15 protein-coding genes are annotated in these 18,308 nt (G+C 52.1%); 12 read left to right on the plus strand and 3 right to left on the minus strand.

Annotated features, from left to right (window positions below; genetic code table 11):
- Positions 1-106: 106 nt before the first annotated feature.
- Positions 107-1,468 carry an enolase C-terminal domain-like protein gene (locus ACQ4MZ_RS19820; protein WP_430847678.1) on the plus strand — a complete coding sequence of 454 codons (1,362 nt, stop codon included), beginning with the start codon at positions 107-109 and terminating at the stop codon, positions 1,466-1,468.
- A gap of 130 nt (positions 1,469-1,598) precedes the next feature.
- Positions 1,599-3,293 carry a hypothetical protein gene (locus ACQ4MZ_RS19825; RefSeq protein ID WP_430847680.1) on the plus strand — a complete coding sequence of 565 codons (1,695 nt, stop codon included), beginning with the start codon at positions 1,599-1,601 and terminating at the stop codon, positions 3,291-3,293.
- Positions 3,294-3,424: 131 nt separating this feature from the next.
- On the opposite strand, the gene ACQ4MZ_RS19830 is transcribed toward ACQ4MZ_RS19825, so the two are convergent.
- Positions 3,425-3,961, minus strand: a complete 537-nt coding sequence (locus ACQ4MZ_RS19830; protein WP_430847682.1) for a hypothetical protein — start codon at positions 3,959-3,961, stop codon at positions 3,425-3,427.
- A 185-nt stretch (positions 3,962-4,146) separates the two neighbouring features.
- Between ACQ4MZ_RS19830 and ACQ4MZ_RS19835 the strand changes: the two genes are divergently transcribed.
- The 6 genes from ACQ4MZ_RS19835 (at position 4,147) to ACQ4MZ_RS19860 (ending at position 14,190) form a co-directional block, all read left to right on the plus strand.
- Positions 4,147-4,842, plus strand: a complete 696-nt coding sequence (locus ACQ4MZ_RS19835; RefSeq protein ID WP_430847684.1) for a LytR/AlgR family response regulator transcription factor — start codon at positions 4,147-4,149, stop codon at positions 4,840-4,842.
- Between the two features lie 19 nt (positions 4,843-4,861).
- The gene (locus ACQ4MZ_RS19840; RefSeq protein ID WP_430847686.1) at positions 4,862-6,727 is read left to right on the plus strand and encodes an ATP-binding protein; all 1,866 of its coding nucleotides are present in this window, start codon (positions 4,862-4,864) and stop codon (positions 6,725-6,727) included.
- A 279-nt stretch (positions 6,728-7,006) separates the two neighbouring features.
- Positions 7,007-8,278 (plus strand): MFS transporter, encoded by a 1,272-nt coding sequence (locus ACQ4MZ_RS19845; protein ID WP_430847688.1) that lies wholly within the window; start codon positions 7,007-7,009, stop codon positions 8,276-8,278.
- 93 nt (positions 8,279-8,371) lie between these two features.
- Entirely contained in the window at positions 8,372-9,598 is a 1,227-nt protein-coding gene (locus tag ACQ4MZ_RS19850) for a GDSL-type esterase/lipase family protein (RefSeq protein WP_430847690.1), read from the plus strand.
- A 127-nt stretch (positions 9,599-9,725) separates the two neighbouring features.
- The gene (locus ACQ4MZ_RS19855; RefSeq protein WP_430847692.1) at positions 9,726-13,175 is read left to right on the plus strand and encodes a PVC-type heme-binding CxxCH protein; all 3,450 of its coding nucleotides are present in this window, start codon (positions 9,726-9,728) and stop codon (positions 13,173-13,175) included.
- Between the two features lie 271 nt (positions 13,176-13,446).
- Positions 13,447-14,190, plus strand: coding sequence for a ThuA domain-containing protein (locus ACQ4MZ_RS19860; RefSeq protein WP_430847694.1), 744 nt, complete (start codon positions 13,447-13,449; stop codon positions 14,188-14,190).
- A 221-nt stretch (positions 14,191-14,411) separates the two neighbouring features.
- Here the strand turns inward: ACQ4MZ_RS19860 and bla are convergent, their stop codons facing one another.
- Positions 14,412-15,146 carry a subclass B1 metallo-beta-lactamase gene (gene bla, locus ACQ4MZ_RS19865; RefSeq protein ID WP_430847696.1) on the minus strand — a complete coding sequence of 245 codons (735 nt, stop codon included), beginning with the start codon at positions 15,144-15,146 and terminating at the stop codon, positions 14,412-14,414.
- A gap of 87 nt (positions 15,147-15,233) precedes the next feature.
- On the opposite strand from bla, the gene ACQ4MZ_RS19870 reads away from it, so the two are divergent.
- The 4 genes from ACQ4MZ_RS19870 to ACQ4MZ_RS19885 all read left to right on the plus strand — a co-directional run bounded on the left by ACQ4MZ_RS19870 (position 15,234) and on the right by ACQ4MZ_RS19885 (position 17,635).
- The gene (locus tag ACQ4MZ_RS19870) at positions 15,234-15,464 is read left to right on the plus strand and encodes a hypothetical protein (RefSeq protein ID WP_430847698.1); all 231 of its coding nucleotides are present in this window, start codon (positions 15,234-15,236) and stop codon (positions 15,462-15,464) included.
- Positions 15,457-15,777: a type II toxin-antitoxin system PemK/MazF family toxin gene (locus ACQ4MZ_RS19875; protein ID WP_430847700.1), complete on the plus strand. Its 321-nt coding sequence runs from the start codon at positions 15,457-15,459 to the stop codon at positions 15,775-15,777. The genes ACQ4MZ_RS19870 and ACQ4MZ_RS19875 overlap by 8 nt, the downstream gene beginning before the upstream one ends.
- A gap of 40 nt (positions 15,778-15,817) precedes the next feature.
- The gene (locus ACQ4MZ_RS19880) at positions 15,818-16,180 is read left to right on the plus strand and encodes a DUF1304 domain-containing protein (protein ID WP_430847702.1); all 363 of its coding nucleotides are present in this window, start codon (positions 15,818-15,820) and stop codon (positions 16,178-16,180) included.
- A 306-nt stretch (positions 16,181-16,486) separates the two neighbouring features.
- Positions 16,487-17,635, plus strand: coding sequence for a monodechloroaminopyrrolnitrin synthase PrnB family protein (locus ACQ4MZ_RS19885; protein WP_430847704.1), 1,149 nt, complete (start codon positions 16,487-16,489; stop codon positions 17,633-17,635).
- On the opposite strand, the gene ACQ4MZ_RS19890 is transcribed toward ACQ4MZ_RS19885, so the two are convergent.
- On the minus strand, positions 17,577-18,164 hold the full coding sequence (locus ACQ4MZ_RS19890; RefSeq protein WP_430847706.1) for a helix-turn-helix domain-containing protein: 588 nt from the start codon (positions 18,162-18,164) through the stop codon (positions 17,577-17,579). The genes ACQ4MZ_RS19885 and ACQ4MZ_RS19890 overlap by 59 nt on opposite strands.
- Between the last annotated feature and the right edge of the window lie 144 nt (positions 18,165-18,308).

Below are 18,308 nucleotides of genomic sequence, written 5' to 3' on the forward strand. Positions count from 1 at the left end.
ACAATTTCCAACTCACCGACTACCCCTGACTATTCCTGACCCACTGACTATTCCTAACCCCTTAACCAAGTGAATCACAGTTCAATCATTCCTAATCCCAACCTTTATGCACAACCATATCTCTGAGACTCAACAGAACCGTCGCGACGCTTTAAAAATGCTGGGAGCCGGGTCGGCAGCCGGACTGCTCGGACTGCTCGGTTCGGCCGACCGCGCTCATGCGCATTACACGCAATCCGCCTACGCGAAAGGCATGGCGCCGGTGAAAATCAAGAGTGTGAAAGCGATTGTGACAGCCCCCCAGGGCTCCAACCTTATCGTCGTGAAAGTCGAAACAACCGAACCCGGCCTATATGGGCTGGGCTGCGCAACATTCACCCAGCGCGCCTTTGCGGTAGTAACGGCGATCGACACCTACCTCAATGAATTCTGTGTCGGGAAGGACGTCGACAATATCGAGGACATGTGGCATTCGACCTACGTGAGTTCCTACTGGCGCAACGGCCCGGTGCTGAACAATGCTTTGAGCGGGCTGGACGAGGCTCTCTGGGATATTAAAGGCAAGCGCGCCGGCATGCCGGTGTACCAGCTGCTGGGTGGTAAGGTGCGGTTCGCGATCCCTTGCTACACGCACGCCAATGGCAACACACCCGAAGCGGTTGCCGATGATGTCCAGCGTATTATGGATCGTGGTTTCAAGTATATCCGCATCCAGCAGGGCGGTTATGGTGCCGTGGGCGCAACCGAACAAAAGCCGGATTTCAGAGCGGCGGGTTTTGGCGGCGCTACGGATAATTTCATGAATGAAAGGGCCTATTTGAAATCGGTGCCGAAGCTTTTTGAAGCGGTGCGCAAGCACTGCGGCGAGGATATAGAGCTCCTGCACGACATCCACGAGCGTGTGCAGCCGATGGATGCCATTAATATGATCAAGGCATTGGAAGCGTACCGGCCATTCTTTATCGAAGACCCGTTCTCGCCCGAAAACATGGGCTGGTTTCGTCAGTTGCGGCAAAGTACCACGGTACCGATAGCCATGGGTGAGCTATTCAACAACGTAAACGAGTTCCGCGATCCCATGGCCAATCAATGGTTCGATTATATCCGTTGCCATGTGTCGCAGATCGGCGGCATTACGCCGGCTATGAAAGTAGCACGGCTGGGGGAGTGGTTCAATGTTAAAACGGCGTGGCACGGTCCGGGCGACGTTTCGCCTGTGGGACACGCGGCGCACGCACATATCGATCTCGCCGTCTGGAACTTCGGCATTCAGGAGGCTGTAAGCTTCAACGAAAAGATGCAGGCAGTGTTCAAGGGCTGCCCGACGATGAAGGACGGATACATGTCGGTGAACGAGGCGCCGGGACTGGGCGTGGATATCGACGAAAAAGAAGCCGCTAAGTATCCGATTACCAGTAAATCCAACTGGCAGGTTCGTAAATTTGACGGTACGAGCATCCGGCCGTAACAGTTGTTGGTCGCAAATGCCGTCAGGCATGTAATACTGGTAGTATCCGGTTGATATTGGGAATTCCAATGCCGTAGGCATGTAACAGCGAATGAAACGCGAGTCTCTATTTAAATTGATCATGTTGTTAATGCCCTTTCTGGTACTGCTGGTGCTGGAAGGGGCATTACGGTTGTTTGGCTACGGGCACGATCTGGCGGTTTTTACGGAAGATCAGGCCCGGAAAGGCTACCTGGTACTCAATCCGCACGCTTCGAAACGCTATTTTGCCAACCAGCAAAACGCCACCTACGGCAACACCGAGCCTTTCACTGCGAAAAAAGCGCCGGGCGTATTTCGCATTTTCGTATTGGGCGAATCGACCACCATTGGTTATCCCTACATGAACAACGGCTCGTTCCACCGCTGGCTGCAATACAGGCTTTTACATACTTATCCCGAACGTGATTTCGAGGTCATTAACCTCTCGTTGACCGCTGTAAATTCGTACACCGTCCTTGACTTCGGCAAAGCCGTGCTCGAATATGAACCGGACGCTGTGCTCGTTTACACGGGCCATAACGAATATTACGGAGCCATGGGCGTAGCTGCCACCAAAGGTATCGGGCAAAACCGTACGCTGGCACGCCTGCTGATGAACCTGCGCGGTTTGAGGCTTACGCAACTCCTGGCTTCCTTAACCGACGGGGCTATTGCATTGGTTTCCGGCAAGGAACTCGATTTGCGGGAAAACCTGATGAAACGAATGGCTGCCGACCAGCAGATTGCATTGGGTTCGGAGGATTATCAGGCCGGGCTCGACCAGTTTAGGGGCAACATGAATGAGCTGGCGGACGCATTCAGCGCGAGGGGCATACCGTTGCTGATCAGTAATCTGGTTAGCAATGAAAAAGATCTGAAACCGTTTATCAGCATTCCCGACAAGCAGGGAAATTCGGCCGATGCTCATTATCAGTCGGGCAGTGATTTATATAAACAAGGAAGGCATGCAAGTGCTAAAAAGGAGTTTATCATAGCGAAAGAGCTTGACGCATTGCGTTTCCGGGCGCCGGAGGCATTGAATACCATCATCAAAGACATCGCACACACACACAAGGGCGTGACGCTCGTACACACGCGAGGCCTGTTTGAAAAGCACTCTGCGGCGGGGATCCTGGGCAAGGAAACTTTGCTGGAACATGTACATCCCAATTTGCAGGGATATGCGCTGCTTTCGGAAGCATTTTATCAAGCGCTTCGCCAAACGGGACTATTGCCCGCATCATCCGCAGAAATGCCCTTCGAGGTATTGAAAAAACAAATGCCGATTACGCCTGTGGATTATCTGAAAGGGGAATACGAAATGATGATCCTGAAAGAAGGCTGGCCATTCAATATCCCGATGTCTGCGGAAGAAAAGCGGGAAAAAACGGAAGAAGAAAAGCTGGCGGGGGCATTGGTGGTCAAACAAATATCCTGGCGCGATGCCATGGCCCGGCTGCAACGGCACTATGCGGCGGCCAAAGATACCGCCGGGATGCTTCGTGTGGCGGAAGCGCTGGTGCTCGACGATCCGTTGAATTCGGTGTATTTCGATAATGCGGGGAAGCTCAGTATCGCAATGGGACTGCATCGCCAGGCCGTTAATTATCTTTCAAAAGCATTCAGGATGGAGAACAGCTTCGAACGCGCGCGGATGCTTTTTGTCATACTTCTGAGAATGGACCGGCCGGAGGAGGCATTGCCTTATGTGCGTTATGCGGCAGCCAATAATACTTCGCGGTTTAATCTGAATGAGCTGCTTTCGTTTGTGCAGCAGCAGGTTGAAGCAAAAAAGCGGCGCTAGCCGCTGGTGCAAAGCTCTGGCTTTGCACACACCATTCGCAGGCCTCCGGCCCGTCAATACTGCAATCATATTGCAATACGGACCGGCCGGAGGCCTGCGAATAGCGGGCGTGAAGCCGGAGCTTCACGCCATCATTTACGAAGGGTGCTGAAGAACGAAATTTCCCCGTCGGTTTTGACCATCAGTACATCGGCTTCTTTGCCCTTGGAAACGGTCACAAAATAGTGGTCGGCGTCGTCGAACTGGGTGCCGTAGAGGAGCATGTTAGTGTCGTTGTTTTCGTTGTCTTTGTACTCTACCACTGCACCGATTGCGTAGCCTTTAAATTGTTTCTGGATCTCTTTTTGTGCTTTGGCAGGGACGTCGGAGAATTTTTTGTCGGTGGTGGTACCCACCAGCATAAAATGGTTGTCATAGTAAGCGGTTTGGCGCTGGCCGTCTTTCGTGAAAGTAACTTCATCAAATTGCGGGCCTCTTACCCATTTGGCGTCGGGTACCTGGCCGAAATCTGCGTAAAAGCTGTCTTTGGAGCGGGAACTTACTTCCTGGCGTGCTTCGGCGTGTTTTTCTGCACGATGTTCTTTTCGGATGTCTTTGGCAAGGGTTTGTGCTTGGGCTCCTGTGATCGCCAGTGCGGCGATGATAGCGGATGTGATGAAAGTTTTCATTGCGATGCTATGTTTTTTGGTGACTGATCGTTTGAATGATCCAAAACTACCTGGTGCGGGTTACCCGGGAAATAGTGTGTGGCTAGAAGGGCAGAAACTGTCGGTGAAAGGGGCAGAAGTGTCTTTATGATTTCTTTTCGCTACATTGGTTTTCGCATTCTCCCCATCAAACCGGATCGTGAATTATGAATTGCCTGGTGATCGACGACAACATCATTGCCCGCACCACATTGAAGCAGCTTGTGAAGCACGACAAAGAGCTGATGCTCATCGGAGAATGCGACAATGCTATGGATGCCTATCGCAGGATCATGGACGAACAGGTGGACCTTTTGCTGCTCGACATTGAAATGGAAGGGATGACGGGTATCGAACTGGTGAAGAGCCTGGGTAGCAAAAATCCCGTGATCATATTTACGACCTCTAAAAAAGAGTATGCCGCCGAGGCATTCGAGCTCAACGTGGCCGATTATATCACCAAACCGGTAACGCCTGCCCGCTTCTTGCAGGCCATTGAAAAAGCCAAGGAGATTTTCAGGAGCAAAAAACAGGAGATGAAGATAGAGGACGACAGTTTCCTGTTCATCAGGGATTCGAACATCGTCCGTCGCCTGAAAATCGCCGATATATTGTACGCGGAGGCCATGGGAGATTATGTCAAACTATACACCCTCGAAAAATTTTACTCCGTGCATACCTCTTTGAAAGAGGTCGAAGCGAAACTTCCCGACTCGAAATTCCTGCGCGTACATCGGTCGTTCATCATCCAGGTAGGCAAAATCGACACGATCGAAGGCGGCACGCTTATTATCAACAAGAAAATGGTGCCCGTAGCCGACACCTACCGCGCGGCACTGAACCGCAGGTTGAATGTTTTGTGATTTTTGAAAAGCTGAGCCCATGAGAGTCCGCACGCTCGTCTTATACATTACCATAGGTTTCGTGGCCGCCGTGCTGGCATTGGTGGCGGTGCAGTATATGACGCGGCGTAATCTGGAAGAGCTGATCAGCGCAAATGAGAGCCTGCTCGATGAGTACCGGATGAGCAGCGGGCTGTCGCATCAGGCGGATAGCACCAGTCGTGCTGCGTTGGCGGCGAAGATCAACGTGGTCGACCAGAGCGGGCAGCGGGTCTTGCGCTGGAATTTGTACCTGACGATCGGCGTGCTGGCGTTGCTTACGGCGGTTTTTGCCATCATTATCGGCCGTATGAAGAAGCAGGCGGAGCTGATCCGCCAGCTCAATACCAGTGAAAAGAAGCTGAAAGAGGCCGTGCTCGTGAAAGAGAACTTCCTGGCCAATATGAGCCACGAGATCAGGACGCCGCTGAATGCGATTTTGGGATACACCAATCTTCTCCAGAAGAAAAAACTCGACGCCGATACACGCTTGCATATCACTACCGTGCAGCAATCCGGGGAAACGTTGCTGGCCATCGTGAACGACATTCTCGACTTGTCCAAAATAGAGTCGGGGATGATGCGGATCGAACACGCGCCGTTTGATCCCGGGGCATTGGTGCATTCGGTGGGGACGATGTTCCACCACCGCTCGGCCGAAAAGCACGTGCCGCTCATTGTGTCGTTCGATCCGGCTATCCCGGAAACGATCACGGGCGACCCGACCCGGCTGACGCAGATTCTGGTCAACCTGGTAAGCAACGCATTCAAATTCACGGAAACAGGTGAAATAAACCTCCGCGTTACCATGAACGGCGGCAATGATGACCATGTGAATCTCATGTTCGAGGTGACGGATACCGGAATCGGCATTGAAGAAGCACGGCTCGAAACGATTTTCGAACGGTTCCGGCAAGCGGAAGATTCCACTACGCGGCAGTTCGGGGGCACCGGCCTGGGTTTGTCTATCGTGCGTGACCTCGTGCATTTACAGGACGGGGAAATAGCGCTGTCGAGCAAGCCGGGCGTAGGTACGTCCGTAAAGGTAACCATTCCGTATCAGGTAGCCGTGGAGCGCGAAGTGTTCCCTGCCGGCACTCCTGTGGAAGCCGTCCATCCGCAACGGCCGGGCTTGCGGGTACTGATCGCCGAAGACCATATGATTAACCAGGGACTTATGATGCGTTTCATGGAGGAACGGGGGATCGCAGGGCGTGTCGCTGCCAATGGCCTGGAGGCGATCGAAATGCTTCGTAGCGAGCCTTTCGACCTTGTTTTTATGGATATTCAAATGCCTGGCATGGATGGGTACGCGGCTACGCGCGCCATACGCGAGGAATTGAAACTGGCTATCCCGGTAATCGCTATGACCGCCCATGCGATGGAAGGGGAAAAAGAAAAATGCATCCGCCTCGGGATGGACGACCACATTGCCAAACCGGTCAGAGAGAGTGAACTGGACAGGGTGTTGGCCGCTTACACGCTACCCCTTTCGGGAAAAGGCATACCCGCTAATGCATTCAAAGTGATCGATCTTGACTATATGCGGGAGATCAGCAATGGGGATGCTACCTACGAAAAGCTGGTAACCGAACAGTTCCTGCATCTGATGCCGCGGGAACTGGAAGCGTTATCAGCGGCAGTAGGGAAGCGCGACCGCGGAGAAATCCGTCGTATTGCCCACGGAATCAAAACGACCATTTCAATTATGGGTCTGAATGCGCTGCTCGACGAGCCGCTTGATCTCCTGGAAAACGGGCCCGCCGGGAAGGAGGATATCGCCGGGCCGGCGGAGCAAATACTGAGCATTTGCAAAGAAGCGTTGGAAGAGGCGGGCATCTTTTACCGGCAGTTTCAGAGGGATTGAGAGGTCATCGGCATCCCGGACGTTGGATATCCCAATCAGCTACCAATGTTACATCGCTATGCGATTTAATCCTTGAAAGACTTACAAAGAATGCCGGAGGCATGTGATGTGGGTAGCAGAATGAAATGAGCGATTTTGGCCAAATGCCGTCAGGCATGTGACAACAGCCGAATAGCAGACGAACAATGCCTCGGCAAACGAACTCCAACATTTCAGATCCCCGATGGTAGAACCACCGGGGATCTGCGTTTTAATGCATATCAATTCCTGAACTCCTGCATGAAGCCGCAACTCGCACAGGTACGCTGGTACCGGATTATCCCTGTCGTTTTTGTCACATACAGCCTCGCATACCTCGACCGCGCCAATTTTGGGTTCGCCGTGGCGGGCGGTATGGCCGACGACCTCCATATCGACCCGAATACCTCGACATTGCTGAGCTCGCTGTTCTTTCTGGGCTATTTTTTCTTCCAGATCCCAGGCGCGCATTATGCGGCTACGCGGACGGCCAAGAAGCTTATATTCATTTCGCTGATCCTCTGGGGCGGACTGGCCGCGGCTACGGGAATGGTCAACAACGCGACGGCGCTGATCGTGATCCGGTTCATGCTCGGGGTGGTGGAGAGTGCGGTAATGCCCGCTATGCTGATCCTTTTGAGTCAATGGTTCACCAAAGAAGAGCGTTCCCGGGCCAATACATTCCTGATATTGGGAAACCCGGTGACGGTATTGTGGATGTCGGTGCTCTCGGGCTACCTGATCGATTCGCTGGGATGGCGATGGATGTTCATTATCCAGGGCGCGCCGGGTATTCTCTGGGCGTTTATCTGGTGGAAACTCATCGACGAGCGTCCCATGGAAGCGGACTGGCTTACGCAAGAAGAGAAATTGGCCGTGGAGGAGAAACTGAAAGCCGAGCAGGCGGGTATCAAACCGGTCAAAAACTATGCGGAGGCATTCAAATCCAGGAAAGTGATCCTCCTGTGCCTGCAATACCTGTTATGGAGCGTCGGGGTTTACGGTTTTGTCATGTGGCTACCCTCAATTATCAAGGCGGCTCCGAATATGAATATGGTGACCACGGGCTGGCTGTCGGCGGTACCTTATGTATTTGCCGTGGTAGGCATGCTCGCCGCGTCCTATTTTTCGGATAGGACAGGCAACCGTAAGGTGTTCGTTTGGCCGTTCCTGCTGGTTGCCGCGGTATGCCTTTACGCGGCGGTATGGATCGGTACCGGGCATTTCTGGATCGCCTATGCACTGCTGGTAGTTGCCGGAGGGGCTTTGTACACGCCTTACGGACCGTTCTTTGCGGCCATCGCCGAGATATTGCCGAAGAATGTGATCGGCGGAGCCATTGGGTTGATCAACAGCCTGGGTGCATTGGGTTCGTTTGCAGGGTCGTACCTGGTAGGGTATTTCAATAGCGAAACGGGGAATTTCAATGCTTCCTATACGTTGATGGCGGTTGCGCTGGTGTTGGCTACCATTATTACCATCGCTGTGATTCCCGCTCCCAAGGCGATGCAGCCGGTGCCGGAGGAGGTCTGATGCTCGAATTTTGTGTAACGGGCGGTTAAGTTCGATGGCTTTGGGTCTTTGTATGCTATTAAAGTACTCTGCCAAACACTTAACCCAAGGTAAATGAACAATTTTAGACTGCCGGGGCTTCCGGTTTGTGTTTTTCTGTTTTTACTAACCCTCATCTACGGACCCACCCACGCCCAGAACAAAAGCCCGAATGTGCTGAAAGACGGCGACCGCGTCGTTTTCCTGGGAAACTCCATTTTTGAGAATGAATTTCAGTACGGTTACCTGGAACTGGCCCTCACCACCCGTTTTGCCGACAAGGGCATTACATTCCGCAACCTGGGCTGGACGGGCGATAACGTTTGGGGCGAGGCGCGTAGCACTTACACCAACCCGCCGACACCATACGAGCATTTAATGCAGGATATTACCCAGGCCGCGCCAAGCATCGTGTTCCTCGCGTACGGGGGCGTGGAGGCGCAGGAGGGCCAGGCAGGGGTGGCGCATTTCAAGGATGGTTTGAATAAACTGATTGACAAGATAGAGTCGCTGGGCGCCCGGACGGTGCTGCTTTCGACGATCCCGGTCGTCTCTGCGGACACTTCGCAGCATATTGATGCCCGGAATGCGGATCTCGAATTGTATTCCAAAGCGATTGCAGATGTGGCTTCCCAGCGCGGCAAGCAGTTTATCGATATTTACAACCCGGTCCTGAATACGAGCAAGAAGGCCGATATCATCGAAAATACCGTCCATTTGAACGAAACCGGCTACTACTACCTCGCTGATGTGCTGGGAAAAGCACTGGGTGTGCCTAATGACCGGGTGACTTCGACGATTACGGTCGCTAAGCCTGCCCCGTATTCTTCGAATGTCAAAATTTCGACCGACAGCAAGGACAACAATGTGATCGTGCGGTTTGTATTCGCCGACAAATATTTGCCATTACCGTTTCCGCAAGCCAGCAGCTGGGTAGGTAACGATGCCAATGTGGTGCGGATCGTCGGGTTGAAAAGGGGATATTACACCCTGAGTGCCGGGAATGAGCAGGTTGTTACCGCATCTGCGAAGGAATGGGAGAAGGGCGTGGAGATCAGGCAGGGGCCGCAATTCGAACAGTCGGCGCGCATCCGCGAGATGATTATCCGTAAAAATGAATTGCATTTTTTCCAGTACCGGCCATTGAATCAGACCTATATCATCGGTTTTCGCAAATATGAGCAGGGCCGGCACGTGAAAGGGCTCGAAGAGCAGAATATCCTCATCAAATGGCTCGAAGGGCAGATTATCCTCAACGCCGAGCCGAAGGAAGTGGTGTATGAGCTGCGGAAGCTGGAATAGGAGAACTTCGGCTGTCGGCTATCGGCAGTCGGGACCTCACAAATAAAAGAACATTCAAACAAGGTGCAGAGCACCGCAAGATTTGTAACAAGCCGAAAGCTGATAGCCGACGGCCGACAGCCCAAATATGAAAAGATTACTCTACGGGGCATTGCTCCTTCCCATGATGCTGCTAACCTCCTCAACCGAGCCTGAGCTGCACCCCTTTAACCTGGATCCCGACGTTGAAAAGGAACTGAAATCCTTTAAAGTAGCCGAGGGCTTCGAGGTAATGCTATTTGCTGCCGATCCGATGGTCGCGAAGCCGATCCAGATGAACTGGGATACTGAAGGCCGCCTCTGGGTGGTGAGCAGCACGGTATACCCGCATTTGAAAACGGGTGAATCGGCTAACGATAAGATATTCGTCCTGGAAGACACGGACGGCGACGGCAAGGCCGATAAATCGACCATTTTTGCCGAAGGATTGATCCAGCCTACCGGTATCCTGCCCGGTGACGGGGGCTGTTACGTGGCCAACTCGACGGAGATCCTGCATTTCGCGGATACGGACGGCGATGGCAAGGCCGACAAGAAGCGCCGTATCCTGAACGGTTTCGGAACCGGCGATACGCACCATTTGATCCACACTTTCCGCTGGGGCCCGGAGGGTAGAATGTATTTCAACCAGTCGATCTACATTTACAGCCACGTGGAAACTCCATTTGGTATCAAACGCCTCGAAGGCGGCGGTGTCTGGCAGCTTAACACGCGCAACCTGGATATGGACGTATACGCACGCGGGCTCGTGAACCCCTGGGGCCTGCAGTTCGACCGCTGGGGGCAGTCGTTCCTGACGGATGGTGCTGGTGGTGAGGGTATTAACTATGCATTCCCGGGGGCGACCTTTGTAACTGCACCCGGTGCTGCACGCATTCTGCGCGGTCTTAACCCCGGCCAGCCGAAGCATAGCGGCCTGGATGTGGTTTCCGGCGGGCATTTGCCGGACGCATGGCAAGGCCGCATGATCACGAACGACTTCCGTGCCAACCGCATTAACAGCTTCAAACTGGAAGAGCAGGGGAGCGGTTATGTGTCGAAACAGACCGACGACTTGATGTGGTCCGACAATGTGGCCTTCCGTCCGGTGGATATCAGTGTAGGTCCGGATGGCGCTATTTATGTCGCCGACTGGTATAACCCCATTATTCAGCACGGTGAAGTGGATTTCCACGATCCCCGCCGCGATCAGCAGCACGGCCGTATCTGGCGCATTGTAGCCAAGAACCGCCCGTTGGTGAAAAAGCCTCAGCTCGGGAAAGCGAGCGTAACGGAATTGCTCGAATCATTGAAGTTACCAGAAGATTGGACACGCCTACAAGCAAAACAAGTGCTGAAAGCCCGCGGTGCAAAGGAAGTGCTTCCTGCTTTGGAAAAATGGGTAGCTGGTTTGGACAAAAATGACGCAAAATATGAGGATAATTTGCTGGAAGCATTATGGTTATACCAAACATTGGAAACCGTGAATGAGCCGGTGCTGCTCAATTTGCTGAATGCCAAAAGTCACAATGTGCGCGCTGCTGCTTTGCGTGCGCTGGCGCTCTGGTATCCCAAAGTTTCGAATACTCCGGCATTGCTGACCAAAGCTGTTGGAGATGAGCATCCGCAGGTGCGCCTGGAAGCCGTAATTGCATTGCGCAAAACCAAAACACCGCAAGCCGCGAAAACCGCATTAACCGTGCTCGACGCGCAGATGGACGAATTCCTGGATTTCGCATTGTGGCAAACCGTGCGCGAACTGGAACCAGTATGGCTGCCTAAATTAAAAACGGATGCCAACCTGCTGGGCGACGCGAAAAAGACGGCTTATGCATTGAAGTCGGCTACCAGTGCCGATGCCGCGACTTTGCTGACTGCGTTGTACCAAAAAGGTCAGGTCCCTGACGACTATCAGAAGGATGTGCTTGCGTCCATCGCGCGTCTCGGCCAGCCCGCCGACCTCAATATTTTGCTCGACCTGGCTGTGCAGAACAACAATAAGAATGCGGCCGCGCAACTTGCTGCATTGGAAGAGGCGGGCAACCAGCGCAAAGTGATCCCGAACAAAAACACAGAGCGCATTGGTTCATTAATTGGGAATGAGGATGAAGCGGTAAGCCTGAGCGCTATCCGTCTGATCGGCCTCTGGAAAATAGCCTCGTTGAACGACCGGCTGACCGGACTGATCCAGAGTGGTAACCCGGCTACCAAAAAAGCAGCGCTGGGTGCATTGGGGGCCATTGACAAACCCAAAGCATTACAGCTCGTAACCGAGCTGACAGGCGCGAAAAATACGCCGGAAGTACGTATTATCGCAGCCGCACAGCTGGCCGGACTGGATGAAAAAGAGGGCGCACGCGTGAGTGCGGAGCTCATGCGCTCGCTGCCTGCGGATGCCGACGTGTCGGAGCTTTTCCTGGCATTCATTCCTTCGAACTCCGGTGCGGCTGCATTGGCCGAGGCCATTGCGGCGAAGAAAATTCCGGAGGCATTCGCCAAGCGGGGACGGGTGCTCGTGCAACAGCGCGCCGGCTGGACGCGCCAGAGCATTGATGAAATTGCTGCATTGAAAAAGGCCCTGGAAGCATCGGGTGGATCGTTGCCGGCGCCTAAAATGCCGCAGGACCTTGACGACAAAACGATAGAGGGACTCGCTAAGCTGGCCCGTGAAAAAGGCGACGCCGCCAAAGGAGAACTGATTTTCCGCAAGGCAGAGTCGAGCTGCACCACATGCCATGCGATTGGTGGGGCAGGCGGCTTGATAGGCCCGGATTTGAGCAGCCTTGGTACCAGTTCGCCGGCGGAAACCATTATCCGATCGATCCTGTATCCAAGTGCTTCCATTAAAGAAGGTTATGATTTGAAACGCGTCGTGAAAAAAGACGGCTCTGAGCTGATGGGCTACCTGGCCTCCGACGGCGCCAACGATATTGTGATCCGTGACGTGACGGGCAAGGAGGTTTCCATTGCCAAAAGTCAGGTTCAGGTGATGGAAAAAGTCCCCGGCTCACTCATGCCTCCCGGCCTCACCGCCAGCCTCGACCGCGACCAGTTCGTAAACCTCGTGGCATTCCTGACGAAACTAGGCGAACCAGGCGACTTCCGGGTGCCCGCGACGCGCTACGTACGCAGGTGGGAGACGATCGAGCTGAGCAAGGATTTGGCCAGTAAATTCTCGATGGACGGAGGCCCGGTTATCGCTGGCAAAGGCGCAAAAGTGATCACTTCGCCCGCGTATAGCAAAGTCTCCGGCGAGCTCCCAACCGACGAGCTGGCCGAAATGCGAAACAGCGCCGGCAAACAGTTCAGCATTGTCCGTTTCGAAATCGAAGCATTGACCAAGGGACCTGTAACATTTGCTGTAAACAGCCCCGGCGTGACCGCCTACAACGGTAATAAGGCATTGAAAGTTTCCGACGGCACCATCACCGCCGATCTTTCGCAAGGCATTCAACCCATCACACTCGTGCTCGACCGAAATGTGGTGAAAGGCGGCCTGAAAGTGGAGCTGAAAGATGTCAGCGGCGGCGCGCAGACGCGGCTGAAAATGGGGCGGTAGTTTGTTTGGATGTAATTGAGATGCAGCCGGCTCCATTGTGGGGTCGGCTGCGTCGTTTCTCAACCTTTAGTACCACGGTAATCCTTCGGTTTTTTTATAACGAGCGGTTGGAGCTCACATTAAAAAGGCACTCATTTTAATGTTAGCTCCGATTTTGGCATTAAATCAGAGGCGTCTTTACAGAATTGACTAGCTCTGCCATGACCGCATCAGTAAATTTCAAGCCCCTTTTGTTTTAAATACTATTTCCATCTTTACCCAAATTACAATCATGTTCAAAAAAATACTGGCCCTGTCTCTTCTGATCGGAAGCGCGGTTACAGCACATGCGCAGCAGTTTAAAGCGTTGCTTTTTACCAAAACTGCGGGTTTTCACCATGTTTCCATTCACGAAGGGGTGACCGGGATCAGGAACCTGGCATCAAGGCATAATTTTTCGGTCGACTGGCAGGAGAATGCCGATGTTTTCAATGACAAAAGCCTGGCTAACTATTCGGTAGTGATCTTCCTGAACACAACGGGCGATATCCTCAACGATACGCAGCAAGCGGCGCTCGAAAAGTACATCAAAAGCGGAAAAGGTTGGGTGGGCATCCACGCGGCGGCGGATACGGAATACGACTGGCCCTGGTATGGCAAGCTGGTAGGAGCCTATTTTAAAACCCATCCGGCACAGCAAACCGCTTTCCTGGATGTGAAAGACAGCAATTTCCCAGGCCTGGAGCGCTTCCCTAAGCGTATGCTCTGGACCGACGAGTGGTATGAATACAAAAAGCCGCTCAACGCCGACGACCTGAAAGTGCTCATCACGCTCGACGAGAAAACTTACGACCCTAAAACCAGCCAGGGCAACGGCATGGGCGACCACCCGATTGCATGGTACCACAATTTCGACGGCGGCCGTGCATTCTACACCGGCCTGGGCCACATCGGCCTGGTTTACTCCGATCAGTCGTTCCTCGACCACCTTTACGGCGGTATTTACTGGGCTGCGACGGGAAAAGGGGTGAAATAGGGCGTTTTGCGGTAGGGTGACGTGGGGCGGTTTTGACCGCCGACCATCGATCACCGACCGCCTGGGCCGCAGAGCGGCCCCCTGTTTATAGCATCGAAGTTCCAAATAACGATTTCAGCTCCGTAGGAGCTTTCTGATCCGCATTGATCAAGGAAACTCCTACGGAGCTGAAACTATGTTGAACCGACTTGGTTGCTACAAACAGGGAACCGCGCTGCGGTTTATTTTTGAGCAAATAGTTTGATGGTGTAATCGAGCAGAGCGGTATCGCCGATTTTGCCGTGGCCAGGGATCACGACCTTCACATCCGGATATTGCGCTTTGATTTTCGTCACCGTCGCGGACCAGGCATCAACATTGGCGTCTGCCAGGTTACCTTTCGTCGCATCGACTTCCTTGATCAGGCAACCGCCGAACATTACCTTTTCGCTCGGGAAATAGCCGATGATATTGTCGCGCGTATGTCCTTCACCGTAGAATGCGGCTACGACCGGTTTTTTGCCCACTTTCAGGTTCAGTTTGTCGTCGAAACCTTTCTGAGGGACAGGGAAATTGTGTTCTTTGTCAAATGCAATCGTCTTGTTGGTCGCATAGGACGGGATTCCGTGCTCGTGAAAAGCCTTCAACCCGCCCACGCAATCCTCGTGGAAATGGGTCGCGATCACGGCCTTTACTTTGCATTTCAAACTATCCTGGACCCAGCGGATTACCTTTTCCGACGTCGCATCGTCCGCCGGCGTATCGAAAATCACGGCCTCGCCCGCATCGAATACGATCAGGCCGTTGCAGGGGACTTTGCCGAAAGTTTGCGTTTGCAGGTAGGTGAGGTGGGTATATGCGTGGTCACTGACCTTCTGGATAATGAGGTCGTCGGTTTTGAAGCTTTTGTCGGGTGTTTGCGCATGCGCGAGTGTGTACAGGCATAGGAGCAGGCAAGCGAGAATGTGTTTTTTCATGCTTTGGTCAGTGAGTAGAAGTGAATGGGAAAAGTGGCTGGCAAGATAAAGGAAATTGCTATATTTGGATACATAACCTGTAAAACCATGACGAAACAAGCGATCATCGAACGTACTTTGGAGGCAATTAACCAGCTTCCTGTCGACAAGGCAGAGGAAATATCGGACTTCGCTGAGTTTGTCCGTAAGCGTCATGAAGAACAACAGCTCGCCGCAGGGATTCAGTTATTGGTTGAAAAAGGTACTGCATTCGAGTTTCTGAGGGACGAAGAGGATCTCTATACTATTGCTGATTTGAAAGAAGTGTACAATGGTTAAGGGAGATATTGTACTCATTCCGTTCCCATTTACCGATTTGTCAGGAAGTAAACTGCGGCCCGCGGTTATTCTCGCGGCAGACAGGATCGATATCACTACTTGTTTTATAACCAGTCAAATCGGCTGGCCGGAGCCCAGCGACGTCTTGCTTGCTCCAAATCCCACCAATGGTTTAAAATCAGCATCGCTTGTCAGGACGGGTAAAATAGCCACCCTGGATCGAAGGTTGGCAAAAGGGCTTTTGGGTAGGTTATCAGCTCACGAGCTTAATGATATGAATTCCAAGCTGAAAATTTTGCTCCAAATTCCTTAAAGCAAAATCTAATAATGATCATTTTTCCAAATTAGCTGCCATGCAAACACTCGCTACCATCCTGGTCGCCTTAATCGCGCTGGAACACCTTTACATTCTCTACATCGAAATGTTCGCCTGGGAAACCAAAGGCAAGGAAACCTTTAAGGGGTCACTCGCACCCGAGCTTTTCAAACCTACCAAAACGCTGGCTGCTAACCAGGGCCTTTATAACGGCTTCCTGGCTGCGGGGCTGATTTGGTCGCTGCTGATTGAGGACCACCACTGGCGTTTATATGTGGGTGTTTTCTTTCTGACCTGTGTGATTGTTGCCGGGATCTACGGGGCGGTGACGGCCAGTAAAAAGATTTTTTTCGTGCAGGCGCTGCCGGCGATTGTGGCCTTGGTGGTGCTGCATTTGTAAATAGGAATGCCGGGAGCTGACTGGAAGGAGCGATACAGTGTCGTTCCGGGAGGGATGATGTAGAATAAGTACCCAAAGTTTTCCGGGAAATTTCAGACGCCGGTTTGATAATCCGACACGCATTTGCCATTGGCTAATTTACTGTTAACCGATGGTTCTTTCCCGGTAGGCAGACTTTCTGAAATGGTACAGATTTGATTTTAACGTGGCCAAACAACAGGGTGCATATCCTGGGAATTGGTTCTGTTTTTTAATCAAACTACTGTATCCATGAGACCATCTGACTGTGCTGCGGCGAAAATTAATTTGCAAATCGATGAAAATGAATTTATTGCCAGCCTTGATCCGCTGAATGCAGATGATCTACTTCCTGTTATTCCTCAACTCAATAAAAATCATAATGCTAATGCATTGATTGAACTGGCGAACCAAATCATGCCTTCGGAAGCGGATGTGCGGAGTTGGGATTATTACGAGGCAAATGCCGCAGTGCGTGACGTCGGCTTCCTGCTGGGTTCGCTTAAAAGACACCGTGTCGAGCCGTGTTCTGTTATTCCAAATCTGCAAATAACCCTGACAATGCTTTCTGAAAAAACATTTCTGCCGCCGCGCGATACTTTGCTGCATTACACGGTTTGGAACCCGTGCGGAACAAGAAGGCGGACCTATACAGGCACGCTTGACGAGCAATGTTTGATAGAGAGCGTCGCAATGGCGATGAACCCGTTGGTGAAGGCCATTTATTTATTAGTCGAGCTGCACCGCATTCCCATTCAATCGGCGGCTTTTAAGGCTGTTTGCGACCGGATCACTATTCACTTTCAAAAAGTGATTGAAGGAATTGTGTTCGCGCGCCGCCATGTATCGCTGTCTTATTTTTCAAAAGAGCTCCGTTTGTATTTCGATCCGATTATGATTGGCGACCGTGAATATCTGGGACCGGGTGCCGTCGAGATGCCGATGTTTGTATTTGATCATTTGCTTTGGAGTAGTAATTGCATGGATGAAGAATACAATACATTCAAGAAAACCTACGTGCCGTATATCCATTGGGAGATGCGGGAGATCTATCACCGACTTGAAAATAAGCCCAATTTGATCGACAAAAGCATCGATACCATTATAACCCGGGGAATTGCTTCCGATCCTGTTGTTTACGAATCAATGAAGGGGCTTTATTCCATTATGCAGCAACTGAAAAGTTTCAGAATGCCTCATAAAACGGTTGCGGAGGAAGCTTACAGCCATGTTATTGCAGGGAAAAGCAAGCCAGGTTGCCCTTTGATATCAGATTTTCATGAATTGAGAAATAATGGGAGCGGTGGATATTCTCCGGGTATTCTTTCACATATTTTGAAATTATCTAACCAGAAAATGGAGAGGCTGGGCGAATATGTCAGGCCAAACCTAAAATCCGGCCTTTCCTGCGTCCTATCTGGAAATGCGTCCGGATGATTACAATGGTATTAACCACCAACAACGCACTCGTGGAGTACAAGGCAAACTGCGGCATGCCAAGGTGGCCGAAAAATGCCGAGAACATGGCGGTAAATGCGATTCCGTAAGTAAGTACTGTCCATGTAATCTGGAATTGAAGAACCCGCTTCCCGAATTCCGCGACGCCGGCGACGGTGTTTCGTTTGTAGATCCAAAAAGCAAGCGGCAGGAGCACGTTACCAAACGGCATTACCCAAAGCGACAGCGCCGAAAGATTCAGCAGTTTCAAAACGCCCGGATCATCAACCACCGGTGCCGGCGGGATGCCGACGGAAGCGGCAAGGGCATTAGCAGAGAACATTTCGACATCTACCCCAAGCGCCTGCGCGAGGAGGCGCAACGTCTCGCCGCGCGGAATGGTGTCGCCGGCCTCGATCCGTTGCAACGTGCGCAGATTAATGCCCGCCATTTCAGCCAGCGATTCCTGTGAAAGACCTTTGCTTTTTCGCAATGTGCGTATTTGTCCGGATGTAGTTTGTTTGTTCATTTCGAAGTTGTTTCCGGTAAAATTAACGTTGCGGCCACGCATTTGATAGCGGCGTTTTTACGGCATTTATATATTCTCAGATAGAATTGTAAAGTAACGCATTGCTAGTGCTATCCAGTTCTTCTTCTTTTTGTCTTGACCGCG

Source organism: Dyadobacter sp. BHUBP1, assembly GCF_050587785.1.
Taxonomy (GTDB): domain Bacteria; phylum Bacteroidota; class Bacteroidia; order Cytophagales; family Spirosomataceae; genus Dyadobacter.

Bases quoted from the DNA above. Each gene is read 5' to 3' on its own strand.
- ACQ4MZ_RS19870 (WP_430847698.1), top strand. From the start codon at position 15,234: ATGACGAAACAAGCGATCATCGAACGTACTTTGGAGGCAATTAACCAG.
- ACQ4MZ_RS19875 (WP_430847700.1), top strand. From the start codon at position 15,457: ATGGTTAAGGGAGATATTGTACTCATTCCGTTCCCATTTACCGATTTG.
- ACQ4MZ_RS19825 (WP_430847680.1), top strand. From the start codon at position 1,599: ATGCCCTTTCTGGTACTGCTGGTGCTGGAAGGGGCATTACGGTTGTTT.
- ACQ4MZ_RS19880 (WP_430847702.1), top strand. From the start codon at position 15,818: ATGCAAACACTCGCTACCATCCTGGTCGCCTTAATCGCGCTGGAACAC.
- ACQ4MZ_RS19840 (WP_430847686.1), top strand. From the start codon at position 4,862: ATGAGAGTCCGCACGCTCGTCTTATACATTACCATAGGTTTCGTGGCC.
- ACQ4MZ_RS19855 (WP_430847692.1), top strand. From the start codon at position 9,726: ATGAAAAGATTACTCTACGGGGCATTGCTCCTTCCCATGATGCTGCTA.
- ACQ4MZ_RS19890 (WP_430847706.1), bottom strand. From the start codon at position 18,164: ATGAACAAACAAACTACATCCGGACAAATACGCACATTGCGAAAAAGC.
- ACQ4MZ_RS19845 (WP_430847688.1), top strand. From the start codon at position 7,007: ATGAAGCCGCAACTCGCACAGGTACGCTGGTACCGGATTATCCCTGTC.
- ACQ4MZ_RS19830 (WP_430847682.1), bottom strand. From the start codon at position 3,961: ATGAAAACTTTCATCACATCCGCTATCATCGCCGCACTGGCGATCACA.
- ACQ4MZ_RS19850 (WP_430847690.1), top strand. From the start codon at position 8,372: ATGAACAATTTTAGACTGCCGGGGCTTCCGGTTTGTGTTTTTCTGTTT.
- ACQ4MZ_RS19835 (WP_430847684.1), top strand. From the start codon at position 4,147: ATGAATTGCCTGGTGATCGACGACAACATCATTGCCCGCACCACATTG.
- bla (WP_430847696.1), bottom strand. From the start codon at position 15,146: ATGAAAAAACACATTCTCGCTTGCCTGCTCCTATGCCTGTACACACTC.
- ACQ4MZ_RS19860 (WP_430847694.1), top strand. From the start codon at position 13,447: ATGTTCAAAAAAATACTGGCCCTGTCTCTTCTGATCGGAAGCGCGGTT.
- ACQ4MZ_RS19820 (WP_430847678.1), top strand. From the start codon at position 107: ATGCACAACCATATCTCTGAGACTCAACAGAACCGTCGCGACGCTTTA.